Origin of the sequence: Streptomyces albireticuli, assembly GCF_002192455.1 — a bacterium.
GTDB lineage: Bacteria > Actinomycetota > Actinomycetes > Streptomycetales > Streptomycetaceae > Streptomyces > Streptomyces albireticuli_B.
Genome location: NZ_CP021744.1, coordinates 87183 through 101706, shown reverse-complemented (window position 1 = coordinate 101706; position 14524 = coordinate 87183). Strand labels below are relative to the sequence as shown.

Below are 14524 nucleotides of genomic sequence, written 5' to 3'. Positions count from 1 at the left end.
TGCTTGCCTCCCCTTCGACCAGCTCCGTGACGCGCCCGGGGGCCGGCTGTCGTGCGGCCGGCCCCCGGGGTGCTCGGTGAGGACGTGTCAGCCCTCGAAGTAGTTGTCCTTGTCCGAGTCGTTGAACGTCTGGCGGCCCAGGGTGAGGGTGGCCACCGGGTGGGTGCTGATCTGCGGCGCGAAGGTGACGCGCGGCGTCGCCGCGGGCTTGTCCTCGACGGGCTTGATGGTGACGGTCTGCTCGGCCATAGCCGGCCTCCCTTGTCATCGGTGGATGTGGAAGTGGTGCTGTCTCCATGTCACCGCGATCGAAGATCCGTTCCCAGAGACGGAGCTGGGGACTTGCTGGGAGTGGATCTGGGAGAAATATGGGATGCGCCTGGGAGGTGTCAGCCCGCCTTGAGGAGGTTGAGGACGGCCCGCTGGTAGACGGCGTAGACCTGGGGCAGCTCGGCGAGGTGGGCACGTTCGTCGATGCCGTGCAGCCCCTCGTACGGCACCCCGAAACCGGCCGTGGCCGGGATGCCCTCACCGGCCAGCAGGTTGCCGATGTTCGACGGCCCTGCGGTCTTCGCCTTGACCGCAAGTCCCATCTCGGCGGCGGCGCCCAGCAGGGCGGCGGCGGGCTGCTCGTCCTCGGCCAGGCGGAACGGCGGCCAGGCCGCGACCGGAGTGACCTCGGTGGACGCAGGGGCAGGCAACTCCGCGTCGAGCTCGGCGACCGCCTTGCGGACCAGCGTCTCGGCGTCGTGCGCGTCGAAGCCGGGGGTTGTGCGTACGTCCACGTTCAGCTCGCACCGGTCCGGGGTGACGGAGAAGCCCTGGCCTCCGTGGACGGAGGTCACCGACAGCTTCGGCGGCAGGGGAAACCCCGACGCCCCGTCCACACCAGGCAGTTCCGCCTCGTCGAGAAGCCGTACGAGGTGGGCGGCCCGGGTGATCGCACCGACCACGGTCTTGCTGGATCCGGAGTGCCCGGAGGGGGCGTGCACTGCGAGGGTGGCCCGCCACAGGCCCCGGCCGCCGACCACGACCTCGTCCAGCCCGGGGTAGCCGATCATCACCCCGGCAGGGCGGGCCGCGCGCGGGTCGGCGAGGTAGGCGCGGGCACCGCCGAAGCCGCCGGTGTGCTCGTCGACGTCCAGGAGCATGGCTAGCCCGCCGTTCAGGTCAGCGGCGCGGGGCATGAGGTCGTCGGCGATGTGGCAGAACATGGCGACGGCGAGCTTGGAGTCGGCCGCCCCGCGGCCGAGCAGCCAGCCGTCCACCACGTCCCCGCTGGCCGGCGGGAAGGACCAGGCGTTCTCGTCGCCGTACGGGGCGGTGTCCACGCAGGCATCCAGTGTCCACCACTGGCCCGGCCGACCCCCCGAGATCTCCACGAGCAGCCCCACCAGCTCACCTGCGTCGCCGTACAAACGACGGTGAGGTACGGCGCGGTCGTTGAGCCAGTCCTCCAGCACGCCGAGGACCGGTCCATAGTTGTCGATCCCACCTCGGCTCGGCCGCCGGATCAGTTCCTGGGCGAGCTCGATCACGGACGCCATCCGAGCCTGCTGAAGGTTCTCGCTCACGCTTCTCCCACCACATCAGTTGTGCCGGACCGGCAGCGCGCGGACGGCCTCGATCGTCTCCACCGGCCGCGCCGAAGCACACGCCTCCCGCCCATGGTGGACCAGACCCACCGCGGCCTCGCGACTGAGTAAGACGCCGCAGTCGAACCCTTCCGCGCCGTGGAAGGACGGCAGCGGCACGACCGCTTGTGTCTCCGAGGCCACGAAGAAGCGTTCCAGCGCTGCTGCCGGTTCGACCATCCCGATGTGGAGCGTCTTGACGCCGTTGCGGCGGGCGGTCGGGTCGCGCAGCTCCAGCAGCCGCACGAGGTGGTCGGCGAGCGTGCGGTGCCGGGGTGGGCCGTAGAGCACCCGGTAGTGGACCAGGTCCGGGTGCTGGGCCACGGCCGTTTCGATCGCCGCCAGATACGCCTTCTCCCGGCTCCGGCTGCCGGTGACGACCAGCTGTTCGCGGGCGCTGGAGGCGACACTGACCATCGCTTCGATCAGGTCGGTCCAGCGGGTGAGCACCTTGACGACCACCGCCGTGCCGGAGGTCTCCAGCACGCTGGTGGCCTCTCCGTCCTGGTGGGCGAACAGCACCTCGGGGCGTTCCCGGTACAGCTGGCACAGCCCAGCCCGGTTCTTCGCCCCGGTCCGGCGCCGGCCGGTCTCCCACGCGCTGAGCAGACTCGCGTCCGTCGCGCCCCCAGTGATCTCGTTCAGGTTGTCGGCGGCCTCCTCCAGCGTCAGATTCCTTGCCGTACGCGCACGTCTCAACGCCGACTCTCCGCCTGTCAGCCCGGCCACAGTCATCCTCCCGCCTGGTGATCCGTGGTCGGCTCAGCACATATGGATTCCACCGCGCGTTCCCCCTTCATCGACCGCCCTCGTACTCATCCCCGCATACGGCTGGGCGCATCCCACACGGCAGCGAGCGAGGCTCGATCACTAATGGCGGCCCGGTCGGCGAATACACCTGAGGCCGGATGGCACCACCACGCCGCGCTCGTCATCTGAGCGCGTCAACCTGGCGCCTCGTCCACTCGTGTCCCTCACCCACTCGGAGCAGTTGAGGAACGCGTCCCGATCATCCACGAAGGAGTGACACCGATGACCACCGCCATCGCCGCTTCCGTCGCTGCCGCCGCTGAGAAAGTCCCTGAGCGGCACTACACCCACAACGGCGACCGTGGCCCGACCATCCACCGCACGAACCCCGTCTTCGTCCACCGGGACCTGACCTACCTCGACGTCCGGCCGGGCATGAAGGTCGGCGACGTCGGCACCGGCCTGACCGGCGGCCTGCTCGCCGGACTCGTCGGCCCGACCGGGTCGGTCACCAGCCTGGACATCGACCCGTTCCTGACCTGCTGGGCCAACCGCATCCACGCCGAACGCGGGCTGAACAACATCCGCTGCTTCACCACGGACGGCACCGCCGGACACCCCGAGCGGGGCCCGTACGACCGCCTCGGCGCCTGGTGCACCCCGCCCCTGCTGCCGAAGGCGTGGGTGGACCAGACCGTCGAGGGCGGCCTGATCGTCGCCACGCTGCCGGTCGCGGCGGTGCCGAGCCTGGCCATCGGCACCAGGATCCGTATCCGTGACGGCAGCCGCACGTCGAGGAGATCTTCCCCGGCACCTACATCGAGACCGCCGGCTCTGCCCGGACCGACTTCTCGGTCCCGGCCCGGTGGGTCGACTGGGAGAACCGCGTCCCGGCCGCCTCGTGGGTGTCGATCGCCTGGCGCGAGCAGGACGACTGGCTTCGCACCGGGGCCCGTACGGTCCTGGACCAGCTGCGAGAGCCCGGCCACACCGAGCAGTACCAAGGCGAGAAGATCGACTGGTCCAGCCTGCGCGTCTGGCTGGCCGCCACCGGTTCCCGGCTGACGATGACGCAACTTCAGGCCGATGTCCTCGGCCTGGGCCACTCGACCCGCGACTCCGCCGCCGTGGTCCACAAGGACGGCCGGATCCTCGCCGACTCCGCGTCGCTGACCGTGCTCCGGGGCTGGCTCGCCGCATGGGAGGACGCCGGGCGCCCCGCCCCCGACTCCTACACCCCGGCCCTGGACCCCGGCATGGACAGCGACGTCCCTGGCTGGGACCTCCGCCTGACCCGGTAGGACCCGCTGCCGGCGGACGGTCCCGGGCGCCGCCGCCGGCCAGGGCCACGGCCCCGCCGCGCCCGCACCCTCACGCCAGCACCGCCCCCACCACCAGCACCGCCGCCAGACCCGCCACCGCCGTGACGCCCGCCACCCCCGCGCACCCGGCCAGCAGCACCCGCAGCACCGGACGCCCCCGGGCCACACGCTGGTTGGCCGCCCGGGCCGGCAGCGCCGCCGCGGCGAGCGCGGCCGACAGCACCAGCCACCACCAGCCGTACACCGCCGGCGCCCCCGTCCCGCCCAGCGCCGCGGCCACCGCGCCGCCGCCGGCCACCGCGGCCGCCGCGACGGCCGGGCACGCTGCCACCGGCCACCACCACGCCCCCTTGCGGCCCCAGCGGCCGCCCGCCCGCCGGGCCAGGGCGAGCGCGGGCAGCACGAGCGCCGCGGCCAGGACCAGGGCCACCACCCCCAGCAGGGCCAGCAGGAGGGGCAGGACCAGGACGAACAGCGCCCCGCCGTCCTCCCCTTCGGGGTGCGGGTGCGTCATCCCCCACGCCCACAGGGCCATCACCGCCACGGCCGCCTCGGCCAGCAGCGCGGCACCCCCCACCACCAGCGCGGCCGGCGTCCACACCACCTCACCTGTCCCGTTCGCTCTCACGCCCGCGATCATCCCCCGCCGCCGGGCGCGCCCCGCTCCCCGGGTTCCGCCCACCCCGCCTCCCGCACCCACTCACGGGCCAGGGTGGCGAACGCGGCGGCCGCGGCGCTGCGGTACGCGCTCTCCCGGCGCAGCAGCGCCACCGTCCGGGCGGGCAGCGGCGGCACCAGCGGCACGGGGCGCAGCGCCGGGTGGCCGCGGGTGATGGCGTCGGGCAGCACGGTGGCCAGGGCGGTGCGCTGGACGATCTCGGTCAGCGCGTTGATGGAATTGGCCTCCACCGCGATAGGCGGCTGCACCCCCTGCCCGGCGAAGTAGGCGTCGATGTGCCCGCGGGTGGCGAAATCCCCGCTGAGCAGCGCCAGTTGATGACCGCCGAGCTCCCGCACCGGCAGCTCCACCACCGGGCCCCGCTCTGTCTCCCGCTCCTGCTCCGGGTCCTCCGCCGTCACCGGCTCCGCCCCGCCCGCCCGCGGGTGGCGCGGCCCCACCACCAGGCTCAGCGTCTCGGTGAACAGCGCCACCCCCTCCACCCCCGGCAGGTGCGCCCCGCTGAACGCGATCCCCAGGTCCACCTCGTCGGCCAGCAGCGCGGACTCGATGCGGTCCTGCGTCAGCTCCCGCACCTCCAGGGTGATCCCCGGGTGCCGGGCGTGGAACCGCGCCACCAGCGGGCCGATCAGGTACGCGGTGAACGTCGGCGTCATCGCCAGCCGCAGCGCCCCCACGCTCAGGTCCCGCACGTCCAGCACGGCGCGTTCGGCCGCGGCCAGGTCCTGGAGGGCGGCCCGCGCGTAGTGCGCGTAGGCCCGGCCCGCGTCGGTCAGCCGCACCGTGCGCCCGGTGCGGTCCAGCAGCTGTGTCTTCAGGGCCCGCTCCAGCTGCCTGACCTGCTGGGAGAGCGTGGGCTGCGAGATGTGCAGGGCCTCGGCGGCCCGGGTGAAACTCGCGTGCTCGGCGACCGCGAGCAGATACCGCAGATGACGCAGTTCCATGACCTGCCTCCACACCCCCACACCCCGCACGCCCCCGGGCTCCCGCACCCGGCCCGTGCACCTATAGACACGACCAATAGAAGTCATGCCTTTCACGACTTGGACACTATAAGCACAGGTCATGCACAGTGGACGACGTCGGCCCCCACCGACACACCACCCACAAGGGAGTGACCATGCACCACCTCGCCGAGGGAGTCCACAGCTTCCAGCGGGACGTCTTCCCCGCCCGCGCGGAGCTCTTCGCGCACCTCGCCACCACCCACCGCCCCGGCACCCTGTTCATCAGCTGCTCCGACGCCCGCGTCGTACCCGAGCTGATCACCCAGCGCGAGCCGGGCGAGCTGTTCGTCATCCGCACCGCCGGCAACCTCGTCCCCGCGCACACCCCCGCCGCCGACGCGGTCGCGGCGAGCATCGAGTACGCCGTCACCGTCCTGGGCGTCAGCGACGTCATCGTCTGCGGCCACTCCGCCTGCGGGGCCATGACCGCCCTCGCCGACGGCCACGACCTCACCGCCGTGCCCGCCGTCGCCGACTGGCTGCGCCACGCCGACGCCGCCCGCGCCCGCACCACCGCCCACGACGCCCAGGAGGCCGGGGACAAGGTCGCCGCGCTCGTCCGCGACAACGTCCTGGCCCAGCTGGCGAACCTCGCCACCCACCCCAGCGTCGCCCGCGCCCTGGCCCGCCGCGAGCTGACCCTGCACGGCTGGGTCTACGACATCGGCTCCGGCACCGTCGAGGAACTCGACGCCGCGAGCGGCCGCTTCACCGCCCTCGCCGCCTGACCCACCCCCCGAACCACCCACCCCGAACCCACAGCGGCGCCCCCGTGCGCCCCGGCACCCCGCCGGGGCGGGAGCGCCCGTACCCGAAAGGACCCCTTTCCCATGATCCACGCCCAGTTCGACGCCACCGCCCGCGAGCAGCTCGCCGCCCAGGCCGTCGCGGCCAAGACCGCCAAGGACCTCTCCTGGCAGGAGGTGGCCGACGCCGCCGGCCTGTCCGTCGCCTTCGTCACCGCCGCCGTCCTCGGCCAGCACCCCCTGCCCGAGGCCTCCGCCAAGGCCGTCGCCGCCCTGCTGGGCCTGGACGACGACGCCGCGGCCCTGCTCCAGGCGATCCCGACCCGCGGCTCCATCCCCGGCGGCATCCCCACCGACCCGACCATCTACCGCTTCTACGAGATGCTCCAGGTCTACGGCACCACCCTCAAGGCCCTGGTCCACGAGCAGTTCGGTGACGGCATCATCAGCGCGATCAACTTCAAGCTGGACGTGAAGAAGGTCGCCGACCCCGAGGGCGGCGAGCGCGCCGTGATCACCCTGGACGGCAAGTACCTGCCCACCAAGCCCTTCTGACCCACCCCCCGCACCGGACACAAAGGCGGGCGGGCCGCCGGCCCGCCCGCCCCCCTTTCCTTCCGCACCGCCGCACCACCCGGGGAGCCTCCTGTGGACTTCATCCAGCGCACCATCGACCTCGCCCGCCGCAACGTCGAGGAAGGCGGCCGCCCCTTCGCGACCGTCATCGTCAAGGACGGCCGCGTCCTCGCCGAGAGCCCCAACCTCGTCGCCCAGACCAGCGACCCCACCGCCCACGCCGAGATCCTCGCCATCCGCGAGGCCTGCACCCGCCTGGGCACCGAGCACCTGACCGGCACCACCATCTACGTGCTCGCCCACCCCTGCCCGATGTGCCTGGGCTCCCTCTACTACGCCAGCCCCGACGAGGTCGTCTTCCTCACCGGCCGCGACGACTACGCCCCCCACTACGTGGACGACCGCAAGTACTTCGAACTCGGCACCTTCTACGCCGAGTTCGCCAAGGACTTCACCGACCGCCGGCTCCCCATGCGCCACGAGCCCCGCGCCGCCGCCACCGACGTCTACCGCGCCTGGCAGGAGCGCAACAACGGCGAGCGCCGCGTCGCGGGCGCCCCCACCGCCGCCTGACCACCCGCACACCCGCCCCGCGCACCAGCGGCGATCAGCAGCGATCAATGGCGATCGATGGCGATCAGCAGCGATCGGCGGGAGCCGGCAGGAGTAAGCCGGGAACCGGCGGGAAGCCGGACAAGGGAACGCGCCCGGCAGCAGCCTCACACCCGTGCCCGCACATGCTGCCGGGCCGCGTTCACCAGCTCCTCGATCAGCTCCCGGGCCTCTTGCCGCCGCCCCTCCAGTTCCTCCCGGCTGTCGATCTGGTGGAGCTTGCCGACCCGCTCGAACGCCCGCCACGCCAGGGCGGTCAACGCCTCGTCGTCGGTAAGCATCTGCACCCGGAAAAGGGCCTCCTGCGCCTCGGAGCGCAGCTCGTAGGAGCGGCGGCGGGCCTCCGCCACGTCGTCCGGCGGCGGATCCTCGTGCTCGCAGTGCCAGCGGTGGATGAGGCTGCGCCGGTAGTTGACCAGGGCGCCCGCGTACGAGCAGTAGGCGTCGAACCTCTCCTGGCGCAGCCGCTCCTGGCGGGCGGAACGCTCGCCGCGCGCGGTCGCCCGCTGCTGGAAGGCGTGGGTGATCCCCGCGCCCAGCAACGTCCCGAGCACGGCTATGACACTGGCGGCGACGGCTTCCACCCCGCCACCTGATCACACCACCCGCCCCGCACGGCACACTTTTCCCGGCCAACCCCACACACCCCACCGCCCCCTGCCTCTCCCGGGATGCCGCGGGGCCGCCCGGGACACCGGGCCCGCACAGGCCGCGCGGGCCGCGCCGCGCAGGAGATTCCCCCAATCTCCCCTTCCCCGGCGAGATCTTCTCCTAGAGTCCACGCCATGCCCGGCCCCGCCCGGCCGCCGCGCGCGACAGGTGTGCCCCTGCCGTGCGCCCGTTCCGGCGGCCGCCCGGCACAGAAGAAAAGCAGAGCGAACAGAGAAACACGAGGACGACGAGGAAGCAGACGGCGGTGCTCAGGATCGGCATAGTCGGAGTCGGCCCCCGCGGGCTGTCCGTACTCGAACGCCTCGTCGCCAATGCCCGCGCCCACCCCGGCCCCCCGGCCGTCGTCGAGCTGTTCGAGCCCCGCGGCTTCGGCTCCGGCCAGGTCTGGCGCACCGACCAGCCACCCGCCCTGATCATGAACATCGTCGCCTCCCAGATCACCGCGTTCGCCGACGACACCGTGCCGATGTCCGGCCCCGTCCGCCCGGGACCGAGCCTGTACGGGTGGGCCGTGGCACTGGCGGCCGGCCGCATACCCGGCCGCTACCCGCCCGAGGTCCTCGACCAGGCCCGCCGCACCGGCCCCGGCAGCTACTGCCGCCGCTCCTTCTACGGCCACTACCTCGAATGGGCCCACCGCGAGGTCCTGCGCCGCGCCCCCGCCCGCCTGACCGTGCGCGGCCACCACACCCGTATCGTCGCCGTCACCGACACCCCCCAGGGGCGCCAGCGCCTGACCTGCGAGAAGGGCCGCACCTTCGACGTCGACCAGCTGGTCCTGGCCACCGGCCACACCGGCGTGCACCCCACCGGCGAGGAAGCGGCGCTCGCCCGCTTCGCCGCCCGTACCGGCGGGCGCTACCAGCGGCCCGCCAGCCCCGCCGACACCGACCTGGACGCCCTCGAACCGGGCCGCCCCGTCCTCGTCCGCGGACTCGGCCTGTCCTTCTTCGACCACATGGCCCTGCTCACCACCGGCCGGGGCGGCACCTTCACCCGGGAGGCCGGCGGCCGCCTGCGCTACCTGCCCTCCGGGGACGAACCCCGCCTGGTCTGCGGGTCACGCCGGGGCATCCCCCTGCACGGGCGGGCGGACAACGAGAAGGGCGACGGCCGCCACGAACCGGTCTTCCTCACCACGGCCGCCGTCGACGCCTTACGGGAACGGGCACGCCCCGCCGGGGGACTGGACTTCCGCCGCGACTGCTGGCCGCTGATCGCCAAGGAGGTCGAAACCGTCTACTACACCCGCCTGGTGGCCGAGGCCGCCTCACCGGCCACCGCCCAGGAATTCCACGCCCTCTACGTCACCGCCCCCTGGTCCGGTGACGCCGAACGCCAGATCCTGCGCAAGTTCCACCTGCCCGAGCACCACCGGTGGGACTGGGCGAAGACGGCCCGCCCCTGGGATGCCACCGCCCTGGCCTCCCCGCCCGCCTGGCACACCTTCCTGCGCGCCCACCTGCTGGCGGACGTGGCCGAGGCCCGCCGGGGCAACCTCACCAGCGCCCTGAAGTCCGCCCTGGACGTCCTGCGCGACATCCGCAACGAGATCCGCGCGGTGATCAACGACGGCGGCATCGAGGGCGAGTCCTACCGCACCGACGTGCGCGGCTGGTTCACCCCGCTGCACGCCTTCCTCTCCCTGGGACCGCCCTGGACGCGCATCGAGGAACTGGTGGCCCTCCTCGACGCCGGCATCGCCGAGGTCGCCGGCCCCCGCTTCACCGTCACCCCCGACCCCGGCAGCGGCCGCTTCACCGCACACTCCGCCGTCCCCGGCCACACCTGGCACGCCACCGCCCTCCTGGACGCCCGCCTCCCCGCCGTCGACCTCGCCCGCACCACCAGCCCCGTCCTGGCCCACCTGAAGGACCGGCGCCGGCTCACCCCCTTCACCCTCCCCACCACCCCCGCGGGCACCGGGGACAGGACGAGGAGGTACGTCACCGGGGGAGTGGCCGTCACCGCCCGCCCCTTCCGCACCCTGGACCCCGACGGCACGGTCCACCCCCGCCGGTACGTGTACGGGGTGCCGACCGAAGGGGCGAACTGGGTGACCGAGACCGGCATCCGCCCCTGCGTCGGCTCCGTCACCGTCGGCGACAGCGACGCCATCGCCCGCAGCCTCCTGGGCCTCCCCACCTGACCCCCGGCCCCCGCCCGGACCCCCGGGCACCCGGGCGTCCCCCGGATGGCGCAGAGGCCGGCAAGCGCCCACGCCCCCCACCCATCACTGTGGAGGATGTGACGGACGACGAACCGATGACGCTCTTCCCCGAGAGCCCCGAGGACCCGTTCTCGGTCGCCGGCGCCGCCTCGGCCGTACTGGACCACCAGGCGAAGGTCGTGGGCTGGGGCCACCTGGCCGAAACCCTCCTGGGCCACCGCACCGCCGACGTGATGGGCCGCCCCGCACTGGAGACCCTCGTCCACCCCGACGACCACGGCCTCGCCGCCCGCGCCGCCGCCGAGTGCCTGCGCAACCCCGGCTGGTTCGGCCTCCTGCCCGTCCTGCACGCCGACGGCCACCGCACCCACCTGGGCCTGCGCGCCCGCCGCGTCACCCGCACCGGACGCGACCCCGAATGGTTCCTCGTCGCCGCCCCCGCCCAGGACGTCATCCAGTGGGAGACCGACCGCTCCGTCCTGGACAACCTCTTCCGCCGCTCACCCATCGGCCTCGCCGTCCACGCCCCCGACCTGCGCATCCTGCGCGTCAACCGGGCCCTGGCCCGCATCGGCGGCCTCACCCCCGACCAGGCACGCGGCCACCGCATGGCCGACTTCCTGCTCCCCGACGACGCCCGCACCGCCGAGGACCGCCTCCGCGAGGTCCTGGCCACCGGCCGCCCCACCATCTTCACCGAACAGTCCTGCCGCCTGCGCATCGAACCCGCCCGCGCCCGCTTCGTCTCCGTCTCCGCCTTCCGCCTGGAGGACTCCACCGGACGGACCCTGGGCGTCGCCCAGCTGGTCGAAGACGTCACCGAACGACACCGCGCCCGCCTGCGCCTGGCCCTCCTCGGCGAAGCCGGCGCCCGCATCGGCACCACCCTGGACGTGGCCACCACCGCCCGCGAACTCACCGACGTCATCGTCCCCGACCTCGCCGACTGCGCCACCGTCGACCTCCTCGACCCCGTCAGCCGCGGCGAGGAACCCTCCCAGGACGGCTTCGGCCCCGTCCGCCGCACCGCCCTGTCCTGCGACGTCCCCCACGCCACCGACGCCCTCAACCCCCTGGGCGCCCTCATCCACTTCGCCCCCGACACCCCCCAGGGCCGCTGCCTCGCCGACCAGACCCCCCTCCTCGTCCCCCACCTGCGCACCCCCGGCGACCTCACCACCGTCGCCCAGGACCGCGCCCCCCAAGCCGCGGCCCTGGGCGTCCACTCCGTCATGATGCTGCCCCTGGCCGCCCGCGGCCTCGTCCTGGGCCTGGTCACCCTCTGGCGCTCCCGCAGCCCCGAACCCTTCGAGGACGACGACCTCACCCTCGCCGCCGAATTCGCCGCCCGCGCCGCCGTCTCCCTCGACAACGCCCGCCGCTACACCCGCCAGCACCTGGCCGCCCTCACCCTCCAGCACCGCCTCCTGCCCGGCGACCTGCCCGACCTCCCCGCCGCCGACATCGCCCACTGCTACATCCCCGCCGGCGCCGTCGAAGGCGTCGGCGGCGACTGGTTCGACGTCATCCCCCTCTCCGGCGCCCGCGTCGCCCTCGTCGTCGGCGACGTCATCGGCCACGGCATCGACGCCGCCGCCACCATGGGCCGCCTGCGCACCGCCGTCCACACCCTGGCCGAACTCGACCTCGACCCCGAAGAAGTCCTCTCCCACCTCGACGACCTCGTCCACCGCCTCGCCGCCGAACAGGAAAGCAACAGCCACGACTTCCCCCAGGACCAGGTCACCGGCGCCAGCTGCCTCTACGCCGTCTACGACCCCATCTCCCGCTCCTGCTCCCTCGCCCGCGCCGGCCACCCGCCCCCCGCCGTCATGACCCCCGACGGACACGTCACCTTCCCCGACCTCCCCGCCGGACCACCCCTGGGCCTGGGCGGCCTCCCCTTCGAGACCACCGAACTCCACCTCCCCGAAGGCAGCCTCCTCGCCCTCTACACCAACGGCCTCATCCACACCCCCGACCACGACATCGACACCATGCTCGACCGCCTCGCCCACCAGCTCGCCGTCCCCGCCCGCACCGTCACCCAAGCCGCCCACGCCGTCGTCGGCGCCCTCCTGCCACCCCACCCCGCCGACGACGTCGCCCTCCTCCTCGCCCGCACCCGCGTCCTGCCCGCCGACCGCGTCGCCACCTGGACCCTGCCCGCCGACGCCCGCGCCGCCTCCCGCGCCCGCACCCTGATGACCGGGCAACTGGCCACCTGGAACCTCGACGAACTCACCTTCACCACCGAACTCGTCGTCAGCGAACTGGTCACCAACGCCTACCGCTACGCCCCCGGCGGCCCCGTCACCCTGCGCCTGATCCTCGGCCCCCACCTCATCTGCGAAGTCTCCGACACCAGCAACACCGCCCCCCACCTGCGCCGCGCCCGCACCACCGACGAAGGCGGCCGCGGCCTGTTCCTCGTCGCCCAGCTCACCGAACGCTGGGGCACCCGCTACGGCCGCGAAGGAAAAACCGTCTGGACCGAACAACGCCTGCCCTGACCGCACGGACCCCCGGCCACCCGTATCAACCGCCCCGGCCGCGGCCCCGCCCGTACGCACCGCCCCGGCCCTGGCGCCCCGCCCGCTACAGCTTCTTGGCCAGGAGATACTCCGTCACCCCCGGCGGATAGCCGGCCACCTCACCGACCACCGCGTACCCCTGCCGCCGGTAGAAACCCGGCGCCTGGAAATCCCAGGTCTCCACCCGCGCGTGAGCACACCCCCGCTCCCGCCGGGCCAGGTCCTCCGCCCGCCGCAGCAGCTGCGCACCCAGCCCCCGCCCCCGCTGCCCCGCGTCCACCCACAACAGCTCCACGTGCAGCCACCGCCCCCACGTACGCCCGGTGATCCCCCCGGCCACCACCCCCTGCCCGCCCAGCGCGTACAGCTGGAGCGGGAGCTCCTGACCGGCCGGCGTCCCCCGCAGCGCCGCCATCGCACGGGAGGCGGCCGTGTTGTCCGACTCCAGCCGCTCCCCGAGCCACTCCTCGCGTTCCTTGCTGACCACCGCGTCGAATCGCCACATGGGCGGGACCCTACGAGCCCGCCCTCGCCCCGGCCACTCACCCCGCCCCCCGTGCAGGCCCGCGGGGTCAGCCGACGGGGGCCACCGGTGCGCACCCCGCCCGCGCGGCGGCGGCCCTGACCCCGTTGGCGAAGACCCGCTCGGGCCCGGGTGAGGCGGCCCGGGCCATCGCCGCGTCCAGCTGCTGGAAGAAGACGATGCCCCCTTCCCCGCAGCCGGCGCGCACGAGCGCCGACCGCGCCCCGACCGTCCCCTTGCCGCGCCGGCCCGGGCCGGGCGCCGCCTCGCCGCCCATGCCGTCGAAGAGGGCCTGGAGACGCGGCAGCCCGCTCACCGCCACGAACTGCCCGGCGGCCCTGGGCTCCCCGCCGCGCGGTGCGGCGGTCACCGAGCAGATCTGCAACCGTCTGTCGCCGCCGGTCTGGTTCCAGACGTAGGCCTCGCCCTCTCCGGCGCGCAGCCCGGTGATCTCGCAGACCCCCTGGGGGAAGGGCGACGACTCCGCCGTCCGGGCCTTGTGGCCGTCCTGTTCCGGGGTGGGGAAGGGCGTCTTCAGACGCAAGGCCCCGGCGGGGGCGCACCCGGCCTCGCGCATCCCGCGGCCGGCCGCGGCCAGCAGCATCTTCGCGATGTCGCCGGTGCCGAGAGTGGCGACGACGCTGTGGGAGGTGCCGGAGGCGGAGACGCCGGTGCTGCGGGTGCGCAGGGTCACCGCGGCGGGGCGCCCCTCCACGTCGCACTCCTTGGGCAGGACGAGCATCCCCCGGTCGGCGTCGGCCAGCCCGGGCAGGTCACCGGGCAGCCGCTCGGCGCTCCCCTGGAGGAACTCGCCCAGCCAGGCGGCGCGTTCGGCCGCGGGCCCCGGTACCGGCCCGTAGCCGACGCTGACCACGTCCTCGTAGCGGATCGTCTCCCCGGAGGCGGTGCTGGAGGTGCGGACGGTGACGGTGCAGGTGCCGCGCGGGCTCCCGGCGGACGGGGCGGCCGACGTGGCGGTACGGGTGCCACCGCCGGAGAACGCCTGCTTCCCCAGGAACCCCGGCCCGCTGTCCTGCTCCCACGCACCCCAGCAGTAACGGTCCTTCTCCGCGAACGGGCCCACACCCCCCGCCCAGCAGCCGGCCCCCGCGGCCAGCACCAGGGCCACCCCGCCGATGACCCCCTTGCGGTACCGGCGGACCCACGCCCCCCGCCGCCCCTCCCGCGGTGCTTCCTCGCTCATCCCTGCCCCCTCGTCGCACGGTCGTCGAACCGGGTGATCACCCTACGACGCGGGTGCGACAGCGCCGGCGGCAGTGGAAGCGGGGGAGGGGAGCG

The 14524-nt window shown here is 73.9% G+C and carries 14 protein-coding genes and 1 pseudogene; 7 read left to right on the top strand and 8 right to left on the bottom strand.

The features are described from left to right. Nucleotides 1-87: 87 nt before the first annotated feature. The 3 genes from SMD11_RS35185 to SMD11_RS00480 form a co-directional block, all read right to left on the bottom strand. On the bottom strand, nucleotides 88-249 hold the full coding sequence (locus tag SMD11_RS35185; protein WP_159395154.1) for a hypothetical protein: 162 nt from the start codon (nucleotides 247-249) through the stop codon (nucleotides 88-90). Between the two features lie 140 nt (nucleotides 250-389). Next, nucleotides 390-1574, bottom strand: coding sequence for a M20 family metallopeptidase (locus SMD11_RS00485; protein WP_087924496.1), 1185 nt, complete (start codon nucleotides 1572-1574; stop codon nucleotides 390-392). A gap of 15 nt (nucleotides 1575-1589) precedes the next feature. Beyond that, a complete protein-coding gene (locus SMD11_RS00480) occupies nucleotides 1590-2333 on the bottom strand; it encodes a helix-turn-helix domain-containing protein (protein ID WP_234365820.1) in 744 nt (247 codons plus the stop codon). 333 nt (nucleotides 2334-2666) lie between these two features. On the opposite strand from SMD11_RS00480, the pseudogene SMD11_RS37165 reads away from it, so the two are divergent. Together SMD11_RS37165 and SMD11_RS36085 are read left to right on the top strand one after the other, a co-directional pair. Further along, a pseudogene (locus tag SMD11_RS37165) lies at nucleotides 2667-3044 on the top strand (protein-L-isoaspartate(D-aspartate) O-methyltransferase); the annotation flags it as partial. Between the two features lie 245 nt (nucleotides 3045-3289). Continuing rightward, complete coding sequence (locus tag SMD11_RS36085; protein ID WP_234365818.1) at nucleotides 3290-3685, top strand: hypothetical protein; 396 nt, start codon at nucleotides 3290-3292, stop codon at nucleotides 3683-3685. 70 nt (nucleotides 3686-3755) lie between these two features. On the opposite strand, the gene SMD11_RS00465 is transcribed toward SMD11_RS36085, so the two are convergent. Beyond that, nucleotides 3756-4334, bottom strand: coding sequence for a hypothetical protein (locus SMD11_RS00465; RefSeq protein ID WP_159395153.1), 579 nt, complete (start codon nucleotides 4332-4334; stop codon nucleotides 3756-3758). Between the two features lie 8 nt (nucleotides 4335-4342). Next, nucleotides 4343-5329, bottom strand: coding sequence for a transcriptional regulator CynR (gene cynR / locus SMD11_RS00460; RefSeq protein WP_087924492.1), 987 nt, complete (start codon nucleotides 5327-5329; stop codon nucleotides 4343-4345). Nucleotides 5330-5505: 176 nt separating this feature from the next. Between cynR and SMD11_RS00455 the strand changes: the two genes are divergently transcribed. The 3 genes from SMD11_RS00455 (at nucleotide 5506) to SMD11_RS00445 (ending at nucleotide 7287) form a co-directional block, all read left to right on the top strand. Further along, entirely contained in the window at nucleotides 5506-6120 is a 615-nt protein-coding gene (locus tag SMD11_RS00455; RefSeq protein ID WP_087930202.1) for a carbonic anhydrase, read from the top strand. 102 nt (nucleotides 6121-6222) lie between these two features. Continuing rightward, nucleotides 6223-6693, top strand: coding sequence for a cyanase (gene cynS / locus SMD11_RS00450; RefSeq protein ID WP_087924491.1), 471 nt, complete (start codon nucleotides 6223-6225; stop codon nucleotides 6691-6693). A 93-nt stretch (nucleotides 6694-6786) separates the two neighbouring features. After that, the gene (locus tag SMD11_RS00445) at nucleotides 6787-7287 is read left to right on the top strand and encodes a nucleoside deaminase (RefSeq protein ID WP_087924490.1); all 501 of its coding nucleotides are present in this window, start codon (nucleotides 6787-6789) and stop codon (nucleotides 7285-7287) included. Nucleotides 7288-7433: 146 nt separating this feature from the next. Here SMD11_RS00445 and SMD11_RS00440 read toward each other — a convergent pair whose 3' ends face one another. After that, a complete protein-coding gene (locus SMD11_RS00440; RefSeq protein WP_087924489.1) occupies nucleotides 7434-7910 on the bottom strand; it encodes a hypothetical protein in 477 nt (158 codons plus the stop codon). Nucleotides 7911-8242: 332 nt separating this feature from the next. On the opposite strand from SMD11_RS00440, the gene SMD11_RS00435 reads away from it, so the two are divergent. Together SMD11_RS00435 and SMD11_RS00430 are read left to right on the top strand one after the other, a co-directional pair. Next, nucleotides 8243-10147 (top strand): FAD/NAD(P)-binding protein, encoded by a 1905-nt coding sequence (locus SMD11_RS00435; RefSeq protein ID WP_087924488.1) that lies wholly within the window; start codon nucleotides 8243-8245, stop codon nucleotides 10145-10147. A 116-nt stretch (nucleotides 10148-10263) separates the two neighbouring features. Continuing rightward, nucleotides 10264-12681 carry a SpoIIE family protein phosphatase gene (locus tag SMD11_RS00430; RefSeq protein WP_087930201.1) on the top strand — a complete coding sequence of 806 codons (2418 nt, stop codon included), beginning with the start codon at nucleotides 10264-10266 and terminating at the stop codon, nucleotides 12679-12681. Nucleotides 12682-12766: 85 nt separating this feature from the next. Here SMD11_RS00430 and SMD11_RS00425 read toward each other — a convergent pair whose 3' ends face one another. Both SMD11_RS00425 and SMD11_RS00420 read right to left on the bottom strand, forming a co-directional pair. Continuing rightward, complete coding sequence (locus SMD11_RS00425) at nucleotides 12767-13207, bottom strand: GNAT family N-acetyltransferase (RefSeq protein ID WP_087924487.1); 441 nt, start codon at nucleotides 13205-13207, stop codon at nucleotides 12767-12769. A 67-nt stretch (nucleotides 13208-13274) separates the two neighbouring features. Then, nucleotides 13275-14429 carry a hypothetical protein gene (locus SMD11_RS00420; RefSeq protein ID WP_087924486.1) on the bottom strand — a complete coding sequence of 385 codons (1155 nt, stop codon included), beginning with the start codon at nucleotides 14427-14429 and terminating at the stop codon, nucleotides 13275-13277. Between the last annotated feature and the right edge of the window lie 95 nt (nucleotides 14430-14524).

Coding starts and splice junctions, on each gene's coding strand:
- SMD11_RS35185 (WP_159395154.1), bottom strand. CDS start 249: ATGGCCGAGCAGACCGTCACCATCAAGCCCGTCGAGGACAAGCCCGCG.
- cynR (WP_087924492.1), bottom strand. CDS start 5,329: ATGGAACTGCGTCATCTGCGGTATCTGCTCGCGGTCGCCGAGCACGCG.
- SMD11_RS00455 (WP_087930202.1), top strand. CDS start 5,506: ATGCACCACCTCGCCGAGGGAGTCCACAGCTTCCAGCGGGACGTCTTC.
- cynS (WP_087924491.1), top strand. CDS start 6,223: ATGATCCACGCCCAGTTCGACGCCACCGCCCGCGAGCAGCTCGCCGCC.
- SMD11_RS00430 (WP_087930201.1), top strand. CDS start 10,264: ATGACGCTCTTCCCCGAGAGCCCCGAGGACCCGTTCTCGGTCGCCGGC.
- SMD11_RS00425 (WP_087924487.1), bottom strand. CDS start 13,207: ATGTGGCGATTCGACGCGGTGGTCAGCAAGGAACGCGAGGAGTGGCTC.
- SMD11_RS00420 (WP_087924486.1), bottom strand. CDS start 14,429: ATGAGCGAGGAAGCACCGCGGGAGGGGCGGCGGGGGGCGTGGGTCCGC.